Here is a 20,073-nt window from a genome sequence, read left to right as displayed (position 1 = left end):
ACCGGTGGCCGGGCCCAAAGCCGGACCGGCGCCGGAACCCCCTCCGGCCCCGGTCCCGCCCGCGGCCGGGCCCTGCCCCTGCTCGGTGCCCGCGCCGGTGTCCGGACCGCTGGCCGCATCGGCGGCCGAGCCGCTGACCGTGCGTCCTCCGGCTGCGCCGGTGCCTGGACCGGTGGCCGGGCCCGAGGCCGGACCGGGGCCGGGGCCGGGGCCGGCTCCGGCAGAGCCGATGGCCGGGCCTTCGCCCGTGCCGCAGGCCGCGCCCCTGGTCAGGCCGCCGGCTGCGCCGGGGCCGGCAGCTACAGCCGCGCCCTCGTCCTGACCGGCGCCCGTGCTTCCGCCCCCGCCCGCGGCCGGACCCCCGCTCGGCCCGCCGACCGCGCCGGGTCCCGCGACCTGGCCCGCGCCCGTGGGTCGGCCCCTGCCCGGGCCATCGCCCGCCCGGATCGCCGGGCGCCCGGTCGGGCCGGGGCCAGTGCCTTTGGCCGTGTCCGGGGCCGGGGCCTGCCGGTGGTCGGTGTTCGCGTCGGTGGCCGGGCCGGGGGTCGCGTCCTTTGCCGGGTCGGTGGGCCGGTCGCCGGTGTCGCGGTCAGCGCCCATGCCTCCAGGATCACGCCCCGGGCGCGGTCCGGCGCGGCGGGCCCGGGCGGGGGGTCGGGAGGTACGGGGCCAGCGGGGCGGAGGGGTCGTCCGACGGGGTGACCGAGCGGCGGCCCCGGGCGAAGCACGAGGCGAAGGCGATCGGCTCGTCCAGGTGCAGCGCGGTGGCCTCCGTCTCGGAGTACGGCAGGCGCTCCGCGCCGATGCGGTAGGCGGCGTGCGTGACGGTCGGCTCCGCGTAAGGGGCGTTGTGGTCGACCACCGCGAAGCCCGCGTCGCCCGGACCCCATTGCCCCGCCACCTGCCAGGTATGGCGCAGGGCAAGGCGGCCGGGGCCGGGGCAGTGCCAGCGGAACCGGTCGACGGCCAGCTCCGTGCTGATGCTCTCGAACCGGCTCCAGCCCCGCCCGTCGGCCAGGAAGACGAGTTCGCTCGTCTCCATCGCGCCCACATCGAAGGGCGCGCTATCCCACCTGCCGATCAGCCGGTCGTCAAGAAATGTCACCCGCTGATCATCTCCGATCACCCCGCCGGACCCCAGCGGACCCCAATCGTCCCGAAGCGCCGGACGGCGCCCGGCAGGCGTACCCTCGGCCGAATGGCGAAGTACTTTGACGTGCACCCCGAGAACCCCCAGCGGCGCACCATCGGCAATGTGGCGGACAGCATCCGATCCGGCGCGCTCATCGCGTATCCGACGGATTCCTGTTTCGCGCTCGGCTGCCAGCTGGGCAACCGCGACGGGATCAACCGGATCCGGGCGATCCGGAACCTCGACGACCGGCACCACTTCACCCTGGTCTGCGAGAACTTCGCGCAGCTGGGCCGGTTCGTGCACGTCGACAACGACGTGTTCCGCGCCATCAAGGCCGCGACCCCGGGCCCTTACACCTTCATCCTCCGGGCGACCGGCGAGGTGCCCCGCCAGCTGCTGCACCCGAAGAAGAAGACGGTCGGGGTCCGGATTCCCGACCACGTGGTCACCCAGACCCTGCTCGCCGAGCTCGGCGAGCCGCTGCTCTCCAGCACCCTGCTGCTGCCCGACGAGGACGAGCCGCTGACCCAGGGCTGGGAGATCAAGGAGCGGCTCGACCACGTGGTGGACGCGGTGGTCGACTCGGGTGACTGCGGCACCCGGCCGACCACCGTCATCGACTTCTCCGAGGGCGAGGCCGTGATCGTCCGGCGCGGGGCGGGGGACACGGCCCGCTTCGAGTGAGCCGCCCGCCCTGACCGCCCCGCCCGCCCCCAGCCTCCTCACGGCATCAGCTGGTACTCCGGGAAATTGCCCGGCAGCCGTTCGCCCGCCGGCCCTTCGGTGACGGCGTGGACGAGGAGTTCGCCGCCAACAAAGGCGCCCCGCCAGGAGGCTCCGAAGCCGCCGAAGAGCTCCTCCCGGTCCCCGCGCGAGCGAGGCGCGCCATGGCCGATCTTGAAGGCCCGGATCTGCGGGGCGAGGCGGGTGAAGGTCTCCGGGGTGTCGGTGGACAGCGTCGCGACCAGCGCGCCGCCCGAGGCGTTCATCGCCGCCAGCAGCTCCGCTTCGGTGTCGACCAGGACCACCGTGTCGACCGGGCCGAAGGGCTCCGCGTGGTAGAGCGGCGAGGAGGTCGGCGGGTTGAGGAGGGTGAGCGGGGCCAGGTAGGCGGAGGTGTCCTGGCCGGGCAGGAAGCGGTCCGGATCGAGGGCGCCGCGGAAGAGCGGTACGGCGCCCCGTTCGACCGCCTCGGCGGCGTGCTCGGTGAGTTCCTTGGCCTTGGCGGCGTTGATGAGCGGGCCGAAGTCCAGCTCGGGAAGCGGGTCGGCCGGGTCGGCCACGGCAAGCGGGTGCCCGGTGCGGATCCCGGCGACGGCGGGCAGGTACGCGGCGAGGAAGGCGTCGAAGGCGCTGCGCTGGACGACGAAGCGGGGGTAGGCCGTGCAGCGCTGCTTGCCGTAGTCGAACAGCTTGGGGATGGCCGCGGCCAGGGCGGACCAGTCGGTGTGGTTCCACACGCCCCAGGTGTTGAGGCCCTCCTGCTCCAGGATGTGGCGCTTGCCGAGGTCGGTGACGGCGGTGGCGATCCGGGCCCCGGTGTCGCGGCCCCCGACGAAGGAGACGCAGCCGATCTCGGGCGACCGCACGAGTGCCGCGGACAGTTCGGAGCCGCTGCCGCTGACCAGAGTGACCGGGATGCCCTCGCGCCGGATCAGCGCGCAGGCGAGCGTCAGACAGGCGAGCCCGCCGTCGGTGGGGGTCTTGGCGATGACCGCGTTGCCGGCGAGGGCCTGCACGAGCATCGCGTGGACCAGCACGGACATGGGGTAGTTCCAGCTGGCGATGTTGGAGACCGGGCCGTCGAGCGGGCTGCGGCCCTCGGTCATGGCGTCGATGTGGTCCAAGTACCAGCGGACTCCGTCCACGGCCCGGTCGACGTCGGCCTGGGCGAGCCGCCAGGGCTTGCCGATCTCCCAGACGAGCAGCAGGGAGAGGAGCTCGCGGTGCTCGGTGAGGGCGTCGAGGGCGGCACCGACCCGGGCCCGGCGTTCGGGCAGCGGGATGTGCCGCCAGGCCCGGTGCTGGTCGAGGCTCGCCCGTACGGCCTGTTCGGCGGCGGCGGAATCCAGGCGCGGCGGGCCGGCGATGGAGCTGCCGTCGACCGGGCTGGTCGCGGGCAGGCTGAGGCCGTCGGGCTGCCAGGTGCCGGCCCAGAGGTTCAGCACGCGGTCGTCGCGGAAGGCCTCGGGGGCGGCGGCCAGGGCCCGCTGCCAGGCGTCGGTCCAGGCGGTGCCGGGCTTGAGGGCGAGGGTGGGTGCCATCTGTGGTTCTCCGCTCAGGGGGTGGGCGGGGCAGGGAGGTGGCTCGGGTACGGAGTACGGAGGTCCGTCGGCGAGTGCTGCGACCGTACGGGCCCTCCGTACAGCCTTGCTGGTGCCATGGAGGTGCGGCGCTGCGCCGCCCGGGCGGCGCGCGCCATCCGCTACCCGCGGGGCTCGGCGGCTCGCGGACGCGGTGCGGCGGTGACGGTTCTGACGAGGTATTCGGCGGCTTCGGCGAGTTCGTCGTGGCGGGCCTGTTCCGCGGTGATCTCCATCTCGCCGCGCAGCGCCCGCTCCGTCCGCAGGACGGTCGCTCTCGGGACGGGCACGCGCTGGCCCGGCCGCTCGGTGAACGGCCGGAGTTCGGCCGCCAGGGCATGGGCGTCCGCCGACCTGGCGCGGCGCAGGGAGAGGAAGAGTCGGGCGAGCCAGTCGGCCGGAATCTTCACCATCAGATCAGTCATAAAGATCTCAACGACACCGCCGGTCGGGCGTGGCGCCCCACCACCCGACCGGCACGGGTCACCGCGTGCGGGGCCTCGGATCAGGGGCACTTGAGCTGGGTGGAGGCCGCCGTCGCGCTCTGGTCCAGCTTCTGGATCTGCGGCTGGAGCTGGGTGAGGGCCTGCTGGCCGGTGGTGTCGCCGGGCAGGTCCTGGTAGCTGGACTTCAGATCACCGGCCGCGTCCTCCAGCGCCTCCCGCTCCGCCTGCCGGAGCGAGGAGGCGGACTTCTTGACGTTCTCCCAGTCCGTCTGAACCGCGTCGAAGGCGTCCTTCAGCTGGTCCTTGGTCGCGGACGCCGGGTTGAGGGCGGCGAGCTTGGCGTTGTCCGCCTTGAGCGTGTTCAGATCGGTGCACAGCTGCTGCGCCGCCTGGGTGGCCTCCTCCTGGGGGCTGGAGTCGTCGGAGGAACAGGCGGACAGGGAGAGAGCGGCGGCCGCGATTGCAGCGGCGGTGGCCGGGAAGCGCTTCACGGATTCCACCTTCTGGTGAGGGGGTGTGTCCCGTTCAACCTGGCACGGGGTCCGGGGCTCCGCATCCGCGTACCACCCGAACGGACCCGCCCCTGCACGCCCCCGTACGCCTAGTCGCCGTTGGCGGAGAAATGCTGGTAATCGGGGTTGGGCCAGCGTCCGCCCCAGTGCCAGCCGATCTCGCGGAAGGCCAGGGTGACGGCGTCTCCCGCGACGATGGTGCCGGGGCCGGCGGGGGTGCGGCGGAGGTACGGGCGGCCCGCGGCGGGATGGACCACCCCCTGGCGGTCCACATAGGGGTTCTCGACGGGGTTGATGTCCACCGCGTCGCCCCAGGGCGTGCTGGGAGAGCTGCCGCGGGTCCCCGGTGACCGGGCGGCAGTTGAAGCCCGAGGTGTTGTCCTCGGCCATCGCCCTCCCGTCGTCGCCGCCGTACTCCGCCATCACCCGCATCCGGCGGATCGGGAACCTCGCCTCGAAGATCGTGCCGAAGGCGTGGATCAGGGGCCGGACGGCATTCCGGTGGACGATCAGCTCGCCGCGGTGAACCCGGCCGTCGAAACCCCAGTGGTTCATCCGGACGAGCCGCAGCCGGTCGGGCGGCACCGGGCAGCCCCGGCGGTGGCTGTCGCCCAGCTTGTCCTGCGGTACGGCGGTGACGTGTGCGGACAGGGCCGGCAGGGCCGGGGCCTGGAACCGGGCCTTCGGGGGCTGTGCGGTACAGGACAGGGTCGCGGTCGCGCACAGGAGGAGGGAGAGGGTCACGGACGGGGCGGCGGAAGAGGTGCGCACCGGATCACGGTACGACCGCCTCGTTGCGCTCACCACTGGTGACGGGGGGAATTCACGAGGTAATCAAAGGGTGAATCTTCTACTGAATTCCCGTCAATAACCCCCACCCGATTATTTCGATTGCATAACGACATCTTCCGAGAAGGCCTGGACCAAGACGCGCAACGCGCGTAACTCCCCTAGTTTTCAAGCAAGTTGAGATGTCATCAGATCAGGCCGTCAGGTAACGGAAAGGATTCTCGGGGCGGGCTCCGCTTTGTCCGAATTCTCCGGCGGGCTGGTCTGGCAGGCTTCCGCGCACCCACTCTCCCGACCAAGGAATTGAGGTGCGCATGTCCAAACATCGAAGACTGAATGAGCGTCAACGACGCCCGCGCGGCCGGTTCATAGGCATCACCGCCGCCATGGCCGTGGCGGCGGTGGTCGCCGGAGGCTTCGCCTACGAGGCCGGCCGGTCGGACTCCGACGAGGCGTCACTCGCACAGCTGGGAGCCCACTCGGCCGAGATAGCCGTACCGGCCGCCGCACCGGCCCGGGACGAAGAGCCGAAGCCGATCGAGAAGAAGCCGGCCAACGAGCCGGCCAAGGGCATGGTCTACGACGGGCTCAAGGTCGCGCCCAAGGGAGACCGCTGCGTCGGCGTCTACAGCACCGACACCGGCCTTTGCACCCACGGCCCCGACGCGCCGCCCAAGGGCGTCGACATCAAGAAGGACACCCCGCCCGCGGTCAAGTCCACGGCAGCGGCGGCCGACCCGGCCAAGCCCGCGGCCCAGGACCCGGCCCCCGGGCAGGACGGCGAGCGTTCTCAGGACACGCCCGCCGTCGACGCCCAGGCCGCCGCCGCGAGCCCCGCCGCCCCGCCCCGGCCCGCCGCCGGCGCCTCCGGCACCGCACCGGCCGCCCCGCAGGCCGCCCCGGCCGGCCAGGCCGTCCAGTGCGAAGGCGACGGCAGCACCGGCAACCGCGTCCAGGTGGTGTACGTCCACGGGCCCGGCCGCGACCGGTTCTCCCAGTACGTCGCCTCCTTCCGGAAGTGGGCCGCCGACGCGGACCTCATCTACTCGGCGAGCGCCCAGGAAACCGGCGGCACCCGCCACATCCGGTACGTGACGGCGGCGGATTGCACGCCCACCGTGCTCAACATCGAGCTCCCGGACTCGGCGCTGTCCGAGTTCAGCGCCACCAACCGGGCGCTGGCCGGCAAGGGCCTCGACCGGCGCGACCGCAAGTACATGATCTTCGCCGACACCCAGGTCTACTGCGGTATCGGCACCTTCAACGGGGACGAGCGGCCCGGCCAGTCGAACCTCAGCAACTTCGGCCCCTCCTACGGGCGCACCGACACCGGCTGCTGGGGCGGCCACACCGCCGCGCACGAACTGGGCCACAACCTGGGCGCGGTCAACAACAGCGCGCCCAACACCAGCCGGGGCGCGCACTGCACGGACGAGTGGGACGTCATGTGCTACTCGGACTCCCCGCACTACCCGAAGATGCGCAACGTCTGCACCAACCGTGCGGCCGAGAACATCCTCGACTGCAATCACGACGACTACTTCCACACCAGTCCAAAACCGGGCAGCTACCTGGCCACCCACTGGAACATCGCCGACAACCAGTTCCTGATGCGGAACAAGGGCGGCGGCGGTACGGACCCGGGACCGGGCCCGAACCCCAAGCCGACGGCGAAGCCCACGCCCACGCCCTCGCCCACCGCGCCCCGGCCCGGCAGCGGCCCGAACGTGACCGTGGGACAGATCCAGCCGGACTCGGCCGTGGTGAGCTGGCCCAAGGTCACGGGTGCCGCCTGGTACCAGGTGATGTTCAACGGGAAGCACCTCACCTGGGTACAGGGCAACGCGCTGCGGATCTACAACCTGCGGCCCGACACCTCGTACACCGTCGCGGTCTCGGTACGTGACGCCCAGGGCAAGGACAGCGGGCCCGGCAAGACCGCCTCCTTCCGTACCTCCGGCCAGGGCGGCAGCACCACCGCACCGAACACCCGCTACCTGCTGGCCAACGGCAGCACCGGGATGAACGCCGAGCTGTGGGGCGGCCGTTCGGCCGACGGCACGGTACTGGTCGGCTCGCAGGGCAACGGCTACGCACAGCAGCAGTGGTACTTCGACGACGCCGGCAACGGGCTGGTCCGCATCCGGTCCGCCGCCTCCGGCAAGTGCCTGCAGCCCGGCGGCGCCCCTGCCGCCGGCATGTGGGTGGCCCAGCAGCCCTGTGCGGCCGGTTCCGGCGCCCAGCTGTGGAAGCTGGCCGTGAAGGGTGCCTCGGTCACGGTCACCGACCGCAGCGGAGCGTACGCGCTGACCGTCAGCGGGCGTCCGTACTACGGCGCCAAGCTGCTGGACCTCCAGCGGGTGGACGGCCGTCCGTCCCAGGTCTGGACGGTCCGCAAGGCCGGCTGATCCGGCATCCACACGCGGGTCGGGCGGGTCGTCACGGGGCGGCCCGCCCGGCCCGACCGTCACATCGGAGGATGTGCATGCGCAGAACAATCCTGCTGCCGGTCCTGGCCGGCGCCCTGGTCCTCGGCGTTCCCGCCCCCGCCGCCGCCCACGGCGACACCCTGAAGGTGGTTGTCACCGGGCACCGGGAGGGGCATGTCACCACCCAGGTGACCTGGGAGAACGACGGGGACGCGGTGGAGGGACCGGTCGCGGCCACGGTCAACGCGGTGAGTGGCGACGGCACCCGCACGGCGGGCCCGTGGAAGCTCGTCCGCGACGGCGGTACGGGAGGGGCCGACGGCACCGCCTGGTCCACGGCCGAGGTACTGCCGGCCGGGCAGTGGAAGGTCACCGTCGAGGCGGGATTCCCCGGGCTGGGGCGGGCCGAGCGCGAGCTCACGGTCACGGCGCCGAGCCCGCCACCGGCCCCGGCCGCCGCGCCCGCGTCCCCCGCTGCCGCCACCCCGCCCGCCGCTCCCCCGCCTTCGGAACCGAAACAGGAACCGAAACAGGAAGCGGCACGGAATCCGGAGTCGGACGGCGGCGGCTCGCGGTGGATCGCGGTGGCCGGGGTCGGTGCGGCAGCCCTCGGCGGGGCCGGCATCGGGCTGTGGGTACGCCGTTCCCGGGAGCGGCGCCGGCGGCTGGGCTGACGGGCCGGGGGGGCGGGCCGGCTACACGTACTCCGGGACGAACGGCAGGAAGTCCTCGGCCCCGGAGGGGATGGCGGCGTAGCTGCCCTCGGGAAGCTCGTTCCACACGCCGGGCAGGTAGCCCAGGGGCTCGGAGACGATCAGCCGGGTGGCCTCCGAGACCCCGCGCAGGAAGTCCACCTCCGGATGCAGCTGCCGGACCGTTTCGGCCCGGCTGCTGTAGAACAGCGACCGGGACTTGCGTTCGCTGGAGTAGCGGAAGGCCCAGACCCGCTCGCCGTCGGCCACCGCCACCGTCATCTGGAGCGGGTTCGGCACGCCGTGCTCCTTGCCCAGCCGCTCCACCAGGCCGGCCATCCGGGCCACCGAGCCGGGCACGTCCTGGTCCAGTCCATAGGTGACGGCCAGGTAGAACATCACCTCGGAGTCCGTGGACCCCTCGATCGCGGGAAAGAGGGCGGGGTCGACCGCCATGCACAGGTCCCGGCGGAGCCGGTGGAAGTCGGTGATGGAGCCGTTGTGCATCCACATCCAGCGTCCGTGCCGGAAGGGATGGCAGTTGGTCTGCTGGATGGCGGTACCGGTCGAGGCCCGGACGTGGGCGAAGAACAGGCGGGACCGGACGTGGGCGGAGAGCTCCAGCAGGTTCCGGTTGTTCCACGCGGGGCCGATGTCCCGGAAGACCGCCGGGGTGCCGTCCCCGTCGGCGCTGTACCAGCCGAGGCCGAAACCGTCCCCGTTGGTGGTCTCGACACCCAGCCTGGCATGGAGACTCTGGTTGATCAGGGAGTGTTCCGGGCGGTACAGGACCGTGTCGAGCAGGATCGGCGATCCCGAGTAGGCGAGCCAACGGCACATGACCGGCCATCCCTTTCCCCGCCCCTGTTCGAGAGTAGCGCCGGGCAGGTCGGACTGCCGGGTGGCGCACCCCGGGCGGGCTACGCCGGGGAGCCGGCCAGGGCGCTCCGGGCGGCCGAGACCAGGGCGCGCACCCCTGCCGGGAGGGCGGTCCTGGGGTCCGGGGCGAAGTCGGGGGCGTGGTTCGCGGGCAGGGCGGCGAGCTTCTCGGCGGCCGTGGCGCCCGGGGCGGCGGCCCAGGCCGCGGGGCCGATGGTGCCCAGCATCCAGTAGGCCAGCCGGATGCCGTCGCCGCCGAAGTGGGCGAAGTCCTCGGCGGCCAGGGTGGGCGGCCACATCGCCACCCGTTCGGCGCCGAACTCGGCCACATGGGCGGCCCGCACCTCGGCCGTGGCCGCCGGGTCCGGGTGGGTGACCGGGGAGTCGGAGACCCGGTCGATCTCCGGGTCGCGGGGGCAGGCCGCAGCTGCGCATTCGGCGCGGATGATGCGTTCCACCGCAGCCGCGGCGGCGGCCAGCGCGCGCTCGCCCACCGCGCGGACGGTGATGTCGAGTTCCGCCCGGCCGGGGATCACATTCGCCCGGTCGCCGGCCCGGAAGGAGCCGACGGTGACCGCGACGGGTTCGGTGGGCGCCGCCTCCCGGGCCACCACCGTCTGGAGCCGGGTGACCACATGGGCGGCCGTCACCACGGGGTCCACGGCCAGGTGCGGGGCGCCCGCGTGGCCGCCGCGGCCGTGGACGACCACCCGGAAGGTGACGCTGCCCGCGGTCATCGGCCCGTAGCCGTGTGCCACCATCCCGGCCGGGAGCGGTGCCGCGTGCTGGGCCAGGGCGGTGTCCGGGCGGCCGAACCGCTCGTAGAGTCCGTCGGCGAGCAGGGCACGGGCTCCGGTGAGGGTCTCCTCGGCCGGCTGGCCGACCACCAGCAGGGTGCCCTGCCAGGCCGTACGGTCTCCGGCGAGCAGCGAGGCGGCGCCGGCCGCGGCGGCCAAGTGCAGGTCGTGGCCGCAGGCGTGGGCGGCCTCGCCCTCGCTCGCGTACGGCAGGCCGGTGGTTTCGCGCAGCGGCAGCGCGTCGAGTTCGGCCCGCAGCAGGACGGTGGGGCCCGCCCCGTTGCGCAGGGCTCCGGCCACGCCGTGTCCGCCGATCCCGCGGGTGACCTCGTACCCGGCCTCGGACAGCCAGCCGGCGAAGCGCCCCGCGGTCCGTTCCTCGGCGCCGGACAGCTCGGGGTGCCGGTGCAGGTCCAGGTAGAGCGTGGTCAGGGGCCGCAGCAGCGCTTTGAGGGGGGCGGAGGCGGCGGAGGTCATGCGCTCCATGATCGGGGCGGCCCGCCGCGGCGGCCCTGACAGGTCACTGACACTTACTGTCAGCGACTCGCGGGGGGAGGTGACGGCGGCCCGGGATCTGATGGGGAGCAGGGCACCGGCCGGTGCCCGCACGCCGCTTCCGCCTCTGCACAGGGAGTCATCATGGAGAAGTCCCCGCTGGCCTCGCTCGCCGACGAGATCCTCGAGCTGGAGTCCGAGACCTTCGAGATCTCCGACTACTCGGACGCCAGCGAGGTCGTGCTGGCCGGTTCCACCAGCTGCAGCTCGACCTCGACCTGTTCCTCCACCACCAGCACCACCTCCTGCTCGGCCTGACGGCCTCAGGTACGCGGCTGCCCCCGGTCCCTGTCACAGGGGCCGGGGGCAGCTGCCGTTACGGGACGTTTTACGGGAACGGGTGCGGCACCATCCGGATCTCGTCGTCCGTGAGGTCGTGGGTGCGCAGCCCGCCGCGCCGGGCGGCCGTCCGCAGTCTCGGCATGAAGGGGGCCCGCTGCCGGGACCAGCCGAAGTCGATGGGCAGCAGCCCCGGGACCAGTGCACACACGGTGCGCAGTCCGATCCTGCGCTGTTCCGGGGTGGTCTGGTCCACGACGATCACATCGTGGCCGGCTCCGGTCAGCTCCCCCACCACGTACAGCAGGTCCTCGCGGAGGTCGGTGGTGGCCGGCCGGTCGCCGTACAGCTCGTCGAGCGGGCGCACCCCGGTGGGCTCCAGGTAGCTGCGGGCGTGCTCGGCCATCGCGGGCAGCCCGTAGAGCTGCGCGTGGTCCTTCAGGTGGCGGACCTTGCCGAAGTCGGCTGCCATCTCCTCCAGTTCACCGCGGCGTTCGGCGACCTGGCCGGGCAGGTGCGGGATGTAGGTGAGGACCTCCGAGAGGGCGGCCTCGACGGCAGCCGCGGGGTCGAGCGCCGCGCCCGCCCCGAAGGAGTACAGTCCCGGGCCGCCGTCGCGGCGTACCGCGAGGGCCGTCACCACCGGGATGCCGAGGTCGATGCGGTTGTCGAAGGCGTGCACCTCGTAGCCCTGGAGGGCGGCCCGGTCCGCCATGGTGCGGACGGCCGGTCCGGGGACGGAGGACAGGTCGATGGCGGTCAGCCGCTGTCCGCCGTACCAGGCGAGGAGGAAGGCGTCGCGTTCGACGAGCTCGAGGAGGGCGCCGAGCAGGGCCTCCTCGGTGCAGCTGCCGATGGCGCAGCCGTTGGAGCATTCGAAGACGAAGTTGTCGGCGGCCAGTCCCGCGCTGTAGTGGACCAGCCGGGCCGGCACCAGCACCGGCCGGTCGTCCCGGAGGGAGTGCCCGTACACCCAGGGTATGGGGCGGTCGGGGTCGAAGGGGGAGAGCAGCGGGTCGTCCCGGTAGGTCTGCGGGGGGTAGAGGCCGCAGGCGGCCGGGTGCAGGGCGCGGTCGCCGAGTTCCGTGTAGGAGGCGGTGAGAAGGGTGCTGCCGGTGCGGCGGTGGGTGCCCGCGTACCGTTCCAGGCCTTCCAGGTGGGCGAGGTCGCGGCTGGCCGTGAAGCTGTTGGCCTGGCCGCTCCAGGTGACGTCGGTCAGGCCGGCGTAGCCGCGCATGAAGACGCTGCCCGCGACGGGGGCGGTGGTCGGCGAGGTGACGTTGATCCAGGTGCCGCCGCCCAGGACCCCGGTGACCGGGTTGGCGAGTGCCGTGTACGGCATCGGGTAGGAGGAGGCGGGGCGCAGCCGGGCGGCGCCGGGGGCGGGTTTGGGCCGGGACTGCGGGGTGAAGGGGGCGGGGGCGTCGGTGCCGCGCGGCCCGCAGTCCGGGCAGAGCGGGTCGGCGAGCAGCGGGTAGGTCCGCACCTGGAAGGTCTTCAGATCCAGGCGGGTCACCTGGGGCAGGGCCCGGTCGGCGGCCTCCGGGCCGGGTGCGGTGACCCGGCCGGAGCCGCCGTCGCCGTTACCGTCGCCGTAGACCGCCGCGTGCAGTGCGTACGTCGCGTCCAGCGCGTAGGGCGACAGCCGCGGCCAGTCTCCGGCCACCGCGGTCACGGCGCCGGTCCCGGTCTCCAGGGCGTCGCGCTCGCTGCGGCTGCGCAGCCGCTGCCAGCGCATGGCCAGGCAGCGGCCACAGGCGGGCGCGGTGCCGTCGCCGCCCCAGGGGCCGACGAGGACGGCCTGCGCGGTGAGATGGACGGTGGCCGCCGCCCGGGTGGCGGCGTACGGGTCGGCGGCGCGCGGCCCGAGGGCGTCGTGCACGCCCACCGTGACCACGCCGGCGCCGCGGTCCGCCAGGACCTGCTCGAGCCGGGCCCGCGCCGTCTCCAACGGGGTGGTCGTCACGGCCGGTTGCTCCAGCGGAAGGTCTTCAGCCCGATGGCGCCGAAGAGCAGCGCGAAGCCGAGCAGGGCGGCGCAGCCGATCCCGATGGTCCCCAGCGAGCCGCTGCCGGTGAGCGCGCCGGTCGCGGCGTCGTTGAGGTAGCGCAGCGGCAGGACCCGGGAGACCTGCTGCAGCCAGTCGGGCATCATGTCGAGCGGAAGGAACGATCCGGACAGGAACGCCATCGGCACCATCAGGCAGTTGGCGATCGCGGCGACCGCCTCCGGGGTGTTGGCGTAGGTGCCGACGATCACGCCGATGGCCATGAACGCGGTGATGCCGAGGATCAGGACGGGCAGCACCAGCGGCCAGCGCCCGTCCAGCCGGAGTCCGAAGCCGGGGAGCATGGCCACCGCGACGAACACGGCCGCCTGCACCACGCCGACGGCGAGGGCCAGGACGTACCGGGAGGACAGCACGGTGGTGAGGGGGGTCGGGGTGAGCCGGATGAGCCGGAGCAGGTCGTCGCGCCGCCACTGCATCAGGGTGAACGCGATGCCGAAGACGGCCGCGTTGGCGACGCCCCAGGACATCACGCCGGGGGCGATGTACGAGATGTAGGGGCGGCCGGACTCCTCCACGTCCTGGCCGCTGAAGATCAGGCCGAAGACGACGAGGAAGAGGAGGGGGAAGGCGAAGGTGAAGAACAGGGTGGCCTTGTCCCGGACCTGTGCCCGGTAGCCGGCGGCCGTGAGGGCCGTGTACGCGCTCATGCCTGGTACTCCGTGGCGGTGGTGGGGGTTTCCGGTGTGCCGGCGGGCGAGGTGGCCGCGCCGGTGAGTTCGAGGTAGACGTCTTCGAGGGTGGCGGTACGGGTCAGGACGCCGTCGAGCCCGGTGAGGGTGTCGACGGCCTGGAGGACCCGGCCGGGGACGGCGGTCTCCAGGACCAGCGAGCCGCCCTGGACGCTCGCCCGGTCCACACCGGGCAGGGCGGCGGCTCGCTCGATGTCGATCCGGCCGGCGGGCAGCAGCAGCCGGGACGGTGCTCCGGCCGCGGTGACCAGCCGGTGCGGGGTGTCCAGGGCGGCGATCCGGCCGCCGACGAGGATGGCGACGCGGTCGCACAGCGCCTCGGCCTCGTCGAGGTGGTGGGTGGTGTACACGATGGTGCGGCCCTGGCTCTTCAGCCCGCGCAGCACCTCCCACAGGTCCCGGCGGGCCTGCGGGTCCAGGGCGGCGGTCGGCTCGTCCAGGAAGATCAGTTCGGGGCCGTGGACCAGGGCGGAGGCGATGGCCAGGCGCTGGCGCTGGCCGCCGGACAGGTTCTCGACCAGCACGTCCTGCTGTTCGGTGAGTCCGACCGCCGCCAGGGTCCGGTCGGCGGCGGCGCGGTCGGCCCGGTACAGGCCGGCGACGGTGACCAGGTGCTCGCGTGCGGTCTGCCGGACGAAGAAGGCCGAGGCCTGGGTCTGTACGCCGATCCGCGGCAGCAGGGTGGTGTTGCGCGGCCAGGGGCTCTGGCCGAGCACCCGGACGGTGCCGGAGTCGGCCTGGCGCAGCCCCTCCATGATCTCGATGAGGGTGGTCTTGCCGGCTCCGTTCGGGCCGAGCAGGCCGAGGAACTCCCCGTGCCGGACGTCGAGGGAGATGCCGTCCACGGCCTGGCGGTCGCCGTAGCGTTTGCGTACGTCGGTGACGGCGATGGCCGCGGAGTGCTCGGGCGGGGTGCTGTCAGTGGTCATGGGTGGTGCGTCCCTCGGTGTGGTGACGGGTGGGGTCAGCGGGTGGCGGCGTACCAGAGCACGGCGACGAGTCCGGCCGCGAGCAGCAGCACGAGCAGCGCGGAGCCGATGCCGTAGGCGAGGTAGATGCGGCGGGCCCGGGCCGGGTAGGCCGCCGCGGTGGCCCGGTCCTGCATCCGCAGCCGCAGGTACACGGAGCCGGCCGGGGCGAGCCGGGTCACCCGCAGGGCGTGGCCGAGCAGGGTGTACCCGTCCAGCGGCGGCAGCGGGAGGAGGTTGACCAGGGCCTGCGCGCTGCCGAGCAGCAGCAGCGCGGACAGCACCCGGCCGGTGGGGTCGCCGGCGGGCAGGGCGGCCCACCAGCCGAGGAAGGGCAGCAGGAACAGCAGGTTGGCGAAGGCGCCCGCGGCGGCGACGGCCAGCTGGTCCCGGCGGCGGGGCAGGTAGCGGTAGTTGTCGACCCGGCAGTACATGATGGCCACGGGCAGCCGCCAGCGCAGTCCGATCTCGCCGACGGTGCCGCCGACGTGGCGGGCGGCGACTCCGTGCGCGAACTCGTGCAGTGCGGTGCTCAGCCACAGCAGGGTGGCGACGGCGAGCAGCGGCACCGGCCGGCGTACGGTCCAGCCGAATCCGTCGGCCAGCCGGGGCAGCTCCGCGGCGAGCACCGCCAGCATGGCCAGGCAGACCACCAGCAGGAGGCCGAGGACGGCCGGGTGCAGCAGTGGGCGCAGCACCCGGTGGAGCCGGGCGGTGGCCGCGTCGGCGTCCGCGACCAGACGGAGGCTGCCGCGGAGCAGGCCGCCCCGGAGCGGTGACCGGTTCGGCTCGGGGGCGACCGGCGGCGGGCCGCCGGCCAGCAGCCGGCGGGTGCCGAGGAGGGCCAGCAGCTGCTGCCAGTTCCGCTCGTCCAGCCGCCGGCCGAAGGCCTGCCCGTACTGGCCGCCGATCTCCGCGAGGCTGCGGGTGCCGTCGAGCCGGGAGACCAGGAAGTGTTCCTTCGTGCCGATCTCGAAGGCCGCCCCGGTGACCGGGTCCTTGACCAGGTGGACGGTGGCGGACCCGTTGAGCAGGGGCGGCGACAGCAGGATGTCCGGGCGCAGGGCGGGCCGGTGGTCCAGCAGCGAGGAGGCCGGGCCGCCGCCGGTCACGGCGCGACCTCCGCCGGCTCCTCGCGCAGCACCCGGCCCAGCAGGTGGGCGAGGTAGGCCTCGTCGCGGATGGTGACGTGGAGCCGGTTGTTGGTCATGTGCAGGTACGGGGAGAGGAGCCGCGGCAGGGCTTCGACGGGGTCGGTGACCGGCTCGTCGCGGGTGCCGTCCCAGGACCGGAAGACCAGGTTTCCGGAGCGGGCCAGCGCCTGGGCGCGGTCGCGCAGTTCGCGGCAGTGCCCGGCCCAGCCGGCGAGGAACTCGGGGAGCCGGCCGGTTTCGCCGGAGGCCAGGGCCGCGCGGACGGCGGCGAAGCGGCGGGCCAGGCCGGGTGCGGTGTCGGCGTACGTGCGGTCGTACTCGGTGGAGCCGATGAAGCCGGTGCCGGGGAACGCCTTGTGCCAGAACTCGTAGTACGAGTCGAGGTAGTCGGCGAGTTCCTCCCGGTCGGGCAGGAAGGTGGCCGCCATCACCATCATCAGCTGGGCGGAGGTGCCGAGGAGGACGGTGCGCAGGTGCAGGTTCATCCGGCCCAGGGCGTCCATCACCAGATCGCTGGAATGCGCGAAATGCCATTCGGCGAGCTCGATTCCGAGCGGGCCGCCATATTTCCCGTATTCGGGCTCGTAGGGCTCACGGGAGTACGAATTGTTGGGGCGCAGGTTCATACGGCCGTCGGGGCCGGAGAATGCGGACCGGTCTCCGTCGGGGAATTCTATGTCGAACAGGGTGTTGTAGAACTCGTTGAGGAATCCCGAATCGACCTCGTAGAGGGCGGGGCGGGCGGTGAGGAAGGCGGCCACGGCCTCCTCGGCGCGGCGCCGCACCTCCTCCTCGGCCTCCGGGGTGACCGGCCGCAGGCGCAGCCGCACATGCGGGCCCTCCAGCCAGTAGTTGATGAAGAAGTGCCCCTCGATCAAGCCGTCGGCGGTGAGGCCGTCGATCAGCGGGCGCACGCATTTCACCAGCAGGGGCTGGGGGTTGGCGGCGTAGAAGATGTGCAGGGCCTGCCAGGCTCCGCGGGTCCGGGTAGCCTCCATCGGCTGGGTCATCCGGCGTCGCCCTTCTGGTCTCGGTGGGAGGTGGTGGTGAAGGTTTCCACTGCCAGTTCGGCGACATGGGCGCCGCGGGCGGAGCGGGTGTGCAGGCTGTCCGGCTCGGGGAGCGGCTCGCGGAAGACCACGCGGTGGGCGGGGTCCTGGAGCAGCGTCTCGAAGGCGGCGAGCGAGAGCAGGCTCGCGAAGTCGACGTACACGGGCTTGGCTCCGGGAGCCCCGGGGGTCGCGGAGACGGTGGCGAACACCTGCTCGGGCAGGCCGTGGGTGCGGCGCCAGCGCTGCCAGTCCAGGAAGTGGCCGGCCTCCTGGGCGCCGTGGACGGGCAGGGCGCCGGCGGTGGTGGTCCAGCTGCGGCGGCTGAGGACCACGTCCCGGTGGACGACCCGGGGGCGTACGGTCACCGCTCCGCGGGCCGGGCCCTCCGGAACGCCCGCCCACACGTCGAGGGGGGACATCGAGGACGGGGAGAGCAGCAGCAGGGTGCGCGGGATCGCGGGCAGCGCCAGCGGCACCAGATAGCCGAGGTAGACGGGGATCACCTCGCGGCCCAGCCGGTGCGAGCGCAGGGTGACCCGGGCGGTCGCCGGGTCGTGTTCGGCGTAGAGGTCGTCCAGGTGCAGTTGCCGGTCCTCGGGCAGGGTGCCGCTCTCGCCGGGGCAGACGATCTCGTAGTCGGTGAGCTGTCCGTGCAGGTTCAGGTTGGTGGTGACCGGGCCGCCGGTGACCTCGGCGAGCACGGCGCCCTCGGGGACGGTCCGGGCGCCGGTGGCGCGCAGTTCCCCGGACAGCGCGCCCCCGGCGCCGGGGGCGTCGTAGACGTGGGTGAACCGGCTGAAGGGGAAGGAGAGTCCGCCGTAGGACCGGTTGAGTACCGTGCGCGGCGCGCCGGTTGCGGGGTCGTGGGTGAGCTGGATGTGGTGGCAGCGCGGCGCGTAGGAGGGGGCGAGCGGGGCCAGCGGCTCGGCCACCGCCTCGATGTCGGCCTCGCCGAGCTGGAGTTCGGTGGCGCAGGAGGGGTCGGCATAGCCGTCCCAGGCCTGCCGCATCCGGTCGGTGAAGGTGCGCCGGGAGTCGTCCAGGGCGCGGATGCCGGGCAGGCCCAGCCAGTTCTCCTCGGGCACGTAGGTGCCGTGTTCGTCGAAGGGCCGGCGCCGTGCGGTGAAGGACAGGTACTGGTCGAAGAAGTCCTCGTGGAAGTCGTGCACCAGGCCGAGGAGGTCTTCGCAGCGCCCGCCGGCGCCGTAGCGGGCGGTGAAGAAGCCCTCGAAGGTGATCCGCTGGGCCAGGGTCAGGTCGAAGGCCGGCAGGATCCGTTCGACGGAGCGCAGCCCGGACCAGTCGGGTGCCGGGCAGGGCAGGGCGCGGCCGGCGCTGACGTCCTCGTACAGCAGGGTCTGCGGCAGCGGGGCGTCGGCCGGTGCCCCGAGTTCCTCCTGGGCGCGGCGCAGGCCGGAGCGCAGGACCCGCAGCAGGTCCAGGCGTTCGGTGTGGCCGGCGGCGGGATAGCGGTCCAGCGCTTCGGCGGGCGCCTCCAGGAGGGCCGCCAGCCGGTCGGCCCAGACGGTGCCCAGGTCGGTGAGTGCCTGCCGGAAGGAGCGCAGCGGGTCGGTGCTGTGGACTTCGGTGTCGAGGAGGGGCACGCGGACGATGCCGAGCCGGCGCAGGGCCGTCAGGTACGCCTCGCCGTCCTCGGGGCCGGCCCCGTGCTCGGCGGCCAGCCAGTCGGCCAGCTCCTGGTGGCGCAGCTCGGTGTGTTCGGCGAACCGGTCCAGCAGCCGCTCCAGGGTGCCGCTGCGGCGGAGGAAGAACAGCCGGTCGGAGGCGGCGTCGAAGGTGACGGCGGCCAAGTCGTCGCCGGCGGTGACGGAGCGGCGTACGTACCGGATCCGGTCGCCGTCGCGGCCCCAGCCGGAGGCGGCGCGCAGCGGCAGGTCGCGGCGGCGGACCGGGTCGGCGAGGATCAGCTCGGCCAGCCGGGCCAGGACGACCACGTTGAGCCGGACGTGGCTGGTCCAGGTGTCGTCGACCCGGATGGCGGGGGCGTCGGCGTCTGCGCCGGTGGCGGTGGCGGTCCGGTCGGTGAAGGTGCCGGTGGCGATGCCGGTGAGGGTGCTGAACGGGCTCGTCTTGCAGGCCGTGCGGTAGACGTACGAGAGCACCGAGCGCTCCGCCTTGCGGGCCCGGCCGTTCGGTACGCCGGCCACTGCGGTGTAGGCGTCGAGCTGGCTCTCCAGGACCGGGGAGGCCAGCAGCAGGCCGAGCCGCAGCCGGTCGTCGGCGAGCAGGCCGCGCAGCGCCGCCCGGCCGCGGGCGAGGTCGGCGGCGAGCAGGGGCGGTCCGTCGGCGCGCAGCTCCGCCAGCCGGCGGCGCCGGTGCAGCCAGGCCGTGAGGTCCTCGCCGGCCGCCGCGTCGAAGGCGTTGAGCGCGGTGACGGCCTCCTCGGTCCGGTCCGGCAGCCGGTCGTTGTGGATCTGCCGGCGCAGCCGCAGCAGGGCGCGGCGCTGGGCGGCGCCCGGCCCGTCGGGCGCCGGGTCGGTGGCGCCGACCGCGCGGTGCAGCAGGTCGCCGATGGCTTCGGCCCCGGCGCGCACGGTCTCCTCGGCGGCGAGGACCTCCTCGGCCCACCGGCCGGTGTCGGGGCAGCGCAGCGCCTCGACCGAGTCGGCCGGAAGTCCGGCCACGCGCAGCATGAAGCGCTCGCCGGCCTGCCATCGGGTCGTACGCGGGGTCGGTGCGGTCTCTGTGGTGTCCGTGGTGCTCGTGCTCATGGTGTCGGCTCTCCTCGGGCGGTTCAGGCGATCTCGTGCCGGAAGTCGGCGGGCCGCGGTCGCTCGTGGCCGAGCAGCATGATCAGCAGCGGTGCCTCGTCGGTGCCGGTGAGCCCGAGCTGCTCGATGTGGGAGATGTTGTCGAAGCCGAGGGCCACGCCCGCGCCGAGGCCGAGTGCGGCGGCCGTGGTGTAGAAGGTCTGGGCGACCGCGCCGACGGTGCCGTTGACCAGCCGGTAGCCGCGGTCGCCGACGGCGTCGAGCACGGCGGTGGTGCGGACGGTCGGGACGAGGACGGCGGCGGCCTGCTCCAGGTTGTAGTTGGAGAGGAAGTAGTTGCGCTGGAGGAACGGTCCGGGCGGGCCCGGCACCAGCAGCCGCAGGGTGGGCCCGGCCGGGTCGTCGGGATCGTAGGCGTAGGTACCGGGTGCCACGCCGTCGACGTGGTTGACGAAGACGTACAGGCTGGTCAGGCGCGGCCCGTCCGGGCCCTCGGCCTCCGGCCGGGGGGACCTCCAACCGGCATCACGCCTATGACCAGTGGGAGAGTCACGGTGTACTTCGCCGCACTGCTCGCGCGCACCGAAGACG

Annotated in this window: 17 protein-coding genes and 1 pseudogene; 4 read left to right on the top strand and 14 right to left on the bottom strand. The window is 73.5% G+C overall.

From position 1 onward, the window contains the following. Positions 1–610 precede the first annotated feature (610 nt). Positions 611–1,105 carry a hypothetical protein gene (locus tag ABT123_RS11475; protein ID WP_351312161.1) on the bottom strand — a complete coding sequence of 165 codons (495 nt, stop codon included), beginning with the start codon at positions 1,103–1,105 and terminating at the stop codon, positions 611–613. A 93-nt stretch (positions 1,106–1,198) separates the two neighbouring features. Between ABT123_RS11475 and ABT123_RS11470 the strand changes: the two genes are divergently transcribed. Then, positions 1,199–1,819, top strand: a complete 621-nt coding sequence (locus tag ABT123_RS11470; protein WP_351312159.1) for an L-threonylcarbamoyladenylate synthase — start codon at positions 1,199–1,201, stop codon at positions 1,817–1,819. Positions 1,820–1,857: 38 nt separating this feature from the next. Here ABT123_RS11470 and ABT123_RS11465 read toward each other — a convergent pair whose 3' ends face one another. The 4 genes from ABT123_RS11465 to ABT123_RS11450 form a co-directional block, all read right to left on the bottom strand. Further along, the gene (locus ABT123_RS11465) at positions 1,858–3,399 is read right to left on the bottom strand and encodes an aldehyde dehydrogenase family protein (protein ID WP_351312157.1); all 1,542 of its coding nucleotides are present in this window, start codon (positions 3,397–3,399) and stop codon (positions 1,858–1,860) included. A gap of 161 nt (positions 3,400–3,560) precedes the next feature. Further along, a complete protein-coding gene (locus ABT123_RS11460) occupies positions 3,561–3,851 on the bottom strand; it encodes a hypothetical protein (RefSeq protein WP_351312155.1) in 291 nt (96 codons plus the stop codon). Between the two features lie 92 nt (positions 3,852–3,943). Beyond that, the gene (locus tag ABT123_RS11455; protein ID WP_351312153.1) at positions 3,944–4,375 is read right to left on the bottom strand and encodes a hypothetical protein; all 432 of its coding nucleotides are present in this window, start codon (positions 4,373–4,375) and stop codon (positions 3,944–3,946) included. 110 nt (positions 4,376–4,485) lie between these two features. Next, positions 4,486–4,698, bottom strand: a complete 213-nt coding sequence (locus ABT123_RS11450; protein WP_351312151.1) for a M15 family metallopeptidase — start codon at positions 4,696–4,698, stop codon at positions 4,486–4,488. Positions 4,699–5,499: 801 nt separating this feature from the next. Here ABT123_RS11450 and ABT123_RS11445 point away from each other — a divergent pair. Both ABT123_RS11445 and ABT123_RS11440 read left to right on the top strand, forming a co-directional pair. Further along, positions 5,500–7,593, top strand: a complete 2,094-nt coding sequence (locus tag ABT123_RS11445) for an RICIN domain-containing protein (RefSeq protein WP_351312149.1) — start codon at positions 5,500–5,502, stop codon at positions 7,591–7,593. 77 nt (positions 7,594–7,670) lie between these two features. Beyond that, positions 7,671–8,288: a hypothetical protein gene (locus ABT123_RS11440; protein WP_351312147.1), complete on the top strand. Its 618-nt coding sequence runs from the start codon at positions 7,671–7,673 to the stop codon at positions 8,286–8,288. Positions 8,289–8,309: 21 nt separating this feature from the next. Here the strand turns inward: ABT123_RS11440 and ABT123_RS11435 are convergent, their stop codons facing one another. Together ABT123_RS11435 and ABT123_RS11430 are read right to left on the bottom strand one after the other, a co-directional pair. Beyond that, positions 8,310–9,146, bottom strand: a complete 837-nt coding sequence (locus tag ABT123_RS11435; RefSeq protein ID WP_351312146.1) for a class II glutamine amidotransferase — start codon at positions 9,144–9,146, stop codon at positions 8,310–8,312. 80 nt (positions 9,147–9,226) lie between these two features. Further along, complete coding sequence (locus ABT123_RS11430; RefSeq protein ID WP_502970936.1) at positions 9,227–10,468, bottom strand: amidohydrolase; 1,242 nt, start codon at positions 10,466–10,468, stop codon at positions 9,227–9,229. Between the two features lie 153 nt (positions 10,469–10,621). On the opposite strand from ABT123_RS11430, the gene ABT123_RS11425 reads away from it, so the two are divergent. Beyond that, the gene (locus ABT123_RS11425) at positions 10,622–10,795 is read left to right on the top strand and encodes a thiazolylpeptide-type bacteriocin (protein WP_007268044.1); all 174 of its coding nucleotides are present in this window, start codon (positions 10,622–10,624) and stop codon (positions 10,793–10,795) included. 70 nt (positions 10,796–10,865) lie between these two features. On the opposite strand, the gene ABT123_RS11420 is transcribed toward ABT123_RS11425, so the two are convergent. The 7 genes and pseudogenes from ABT123_RS11420 to ABT123_RS11390 all read right to left on the bottom strand — a co-directional run. Beyond that, positions 10,866–12,782 (bottom strand): TOMM precursor leader peptide-binding protein, encoded by a 1,917-nt coding sequence (locus ABT123_RS11420; RefSeq protein ID WP_351312142.1) that lies wholly within the window; start codon positions 12,780–12,782, stop codon positions 10,866–10,868. Further along, positions 12,779–13,534, bottom strand: coding sequence for an ABC transporter permease (locus tag ABT123_RS11415; protein WP_351312140.1), 756 nt, complete (start codon positions 13,532–13,534; stop codon positions 12,779–12,781). Before ABT123_RS11415 ends, ABT123_RS11420 begins: the two co-directional genes overlap by 4 nt. Beyond that, entirely contained in the window at positions 13,531–14,505 is a 975-nt protein-coding gene (locus ABT123_RS11410) for an ABC transporter ATP-binding protein (RefSeq protein WP_351312138.1), read from the bottom strand. The genes ABT123_RS11415 and ABT123_RS11410 overlap by 4 nt, the downstream gene beginning before the upstream one ends. A 35-nt stretch (positions 14,506–14,540) precedes the next feature. Further along, a complete protein-coding gene (locus ABT123_RS11405) occupies positions 14,541–15,656 on the bottom strand; it encodes a peptidase M50 (protein WP_351312137.1) in 1,116 nt (371 codons plus the stop codon). Next, a complete protein-coding gene (locus ABT123_RS11400; RefSeq protein ID WP_351312135.1) occupies positions 15,653–16,708 on the bottom strand; it encodes a lantibiotic dehydratase C-terminal domain-containing protein in 1,056 nt (351 codons plus the stop codon). Before ABT123_RS11400 ends, ABT123_RS11405 begins: the two co-directional genes overlap by 4 nt. Then, on the bottom strand, positions 16,705–19,482 hold the full coding sequence (locus ABT123_RS11395) for a lantibiotic dehydratase (RefSeq protein WP_351312133.1): 2,778 nt from the start codon (positions 19,480–19,482) through the stop codon (positions 16,705–16,707). The genes ABT123_RS11400 and ABT123_RS11395 overlap by 4 nt, the downstream gene beginning before the upstream one ends. A gap of 23 nt (positions 19,483–19,505) precedes the next feature. Then, positions 19,506–19,973, bottom strand: a pseudogene (locus ABT123_RS11390) (nitroreductase family protein); the annotation flags it as partial. Between the last annotated feature and the right edge of the window lie 100 nt (positions 19,974–20,073).

This window comes from Streptomyces sp. NPDC002054, from assembly GCF_040296685.1.
GTDB lineage: Bacteria > Actinomycetota > Actinomycetes > Streptomycetales > Streptomycetaceae > Streptomyces.
This window is presented reverse-complemented; position numbering and strand designations above follow the sequence as displayed.

Excerpts from the sequence above, each read along its gene's own strand:
- ABT123_RS11470 (WP_351312159.1), top strand. The coding sequence starts at position 1,199 with ATGGCGAAGTACTTTGACGTGCACCCCGAGAACCCCCAGCGGCGCACC.
- ABT123_RS11465 (WP_351312157.1), bottom strand. The coding sequence starts at position 3,399 with ATGGCACCCACCCTCGCCCTCAAGCCCGGCACCGCCTGGACCGACGCC.
- ABT123_RS11460 (WP_351312155.1), bottom strand. The coding sequence starts at position 3,851 with ATGGTGAAGATTCCGGCCGACTGGCTCGCCCGACTCTTCCTCTCCCTG.
- ABT123_RS11445 (WP_351312149.1), top strand. The coding sequence starts at position 5,500 with ATGTCCAAACATCGAAGACTGAATGAGCGTCAACGACGCCCGCGCGGC.
- ABT123_RS11440 (WP_351312147.1), top strand. The coding sequence starts at position 7,671 with ATGCGCAGAACAATCCTGCTGCCGGTCCTGGCCGGCGCCCTGGTCCTC.
- ABT123_RS11435 (WP_351312146.1), bottom strand. The coding sequence starts at position 9,146 with ATGTGCCGTTGGCTCGCCTACTCGGGATCGCCGATCCTGCTCGACACG.
- ABT123_RS11430 (WP_502970936.1), bottom strand. The coding sequence starts at position 10,468 with ATGGAGCGCATGACCTCCGCCGCCTCCGCCCCCCTCAAAGCGCTGCTG.
- ABT123_RS11425 (WP_007268044.1), top strand. The coding sequence starts at position 10,622 with ATGGAGAAGTCCCCGCTGGCCTCGCTCGCCGACGAGATCCTCGAGCTG.
- ABT123_RS11415 (WP_351312140.1), bottom strand. The coding sequence starts at position 13,534 with ATGAGCGCGTACACGGCCCTCACGGCCGCCGGCTACCGGGCACAGGTC.
- ABT123_RS11410 (WP_351312138.1), bottom strand. The coding sequence starts at position 14,505 with ATGACCACTGACAGCACCCCGCCCGAGCACTCCGCGGCCATCGCCGTC.
- ABT123_RS11400 (WP_351312135.1), bottom strand. The coding sequence starts at position 16,708 with ATGACCCAGCCGATGGAGGCTACCCGGACCCGCGGAGCCTGGCAGGCC.
- ABT123_RS11395 (WP_351312133.1), bottom strand. The coding sequence starts at position 19,482 with ATGAGCACGAGCACCACGGACACCACAGAGACCGCACCGACCCCGCGT.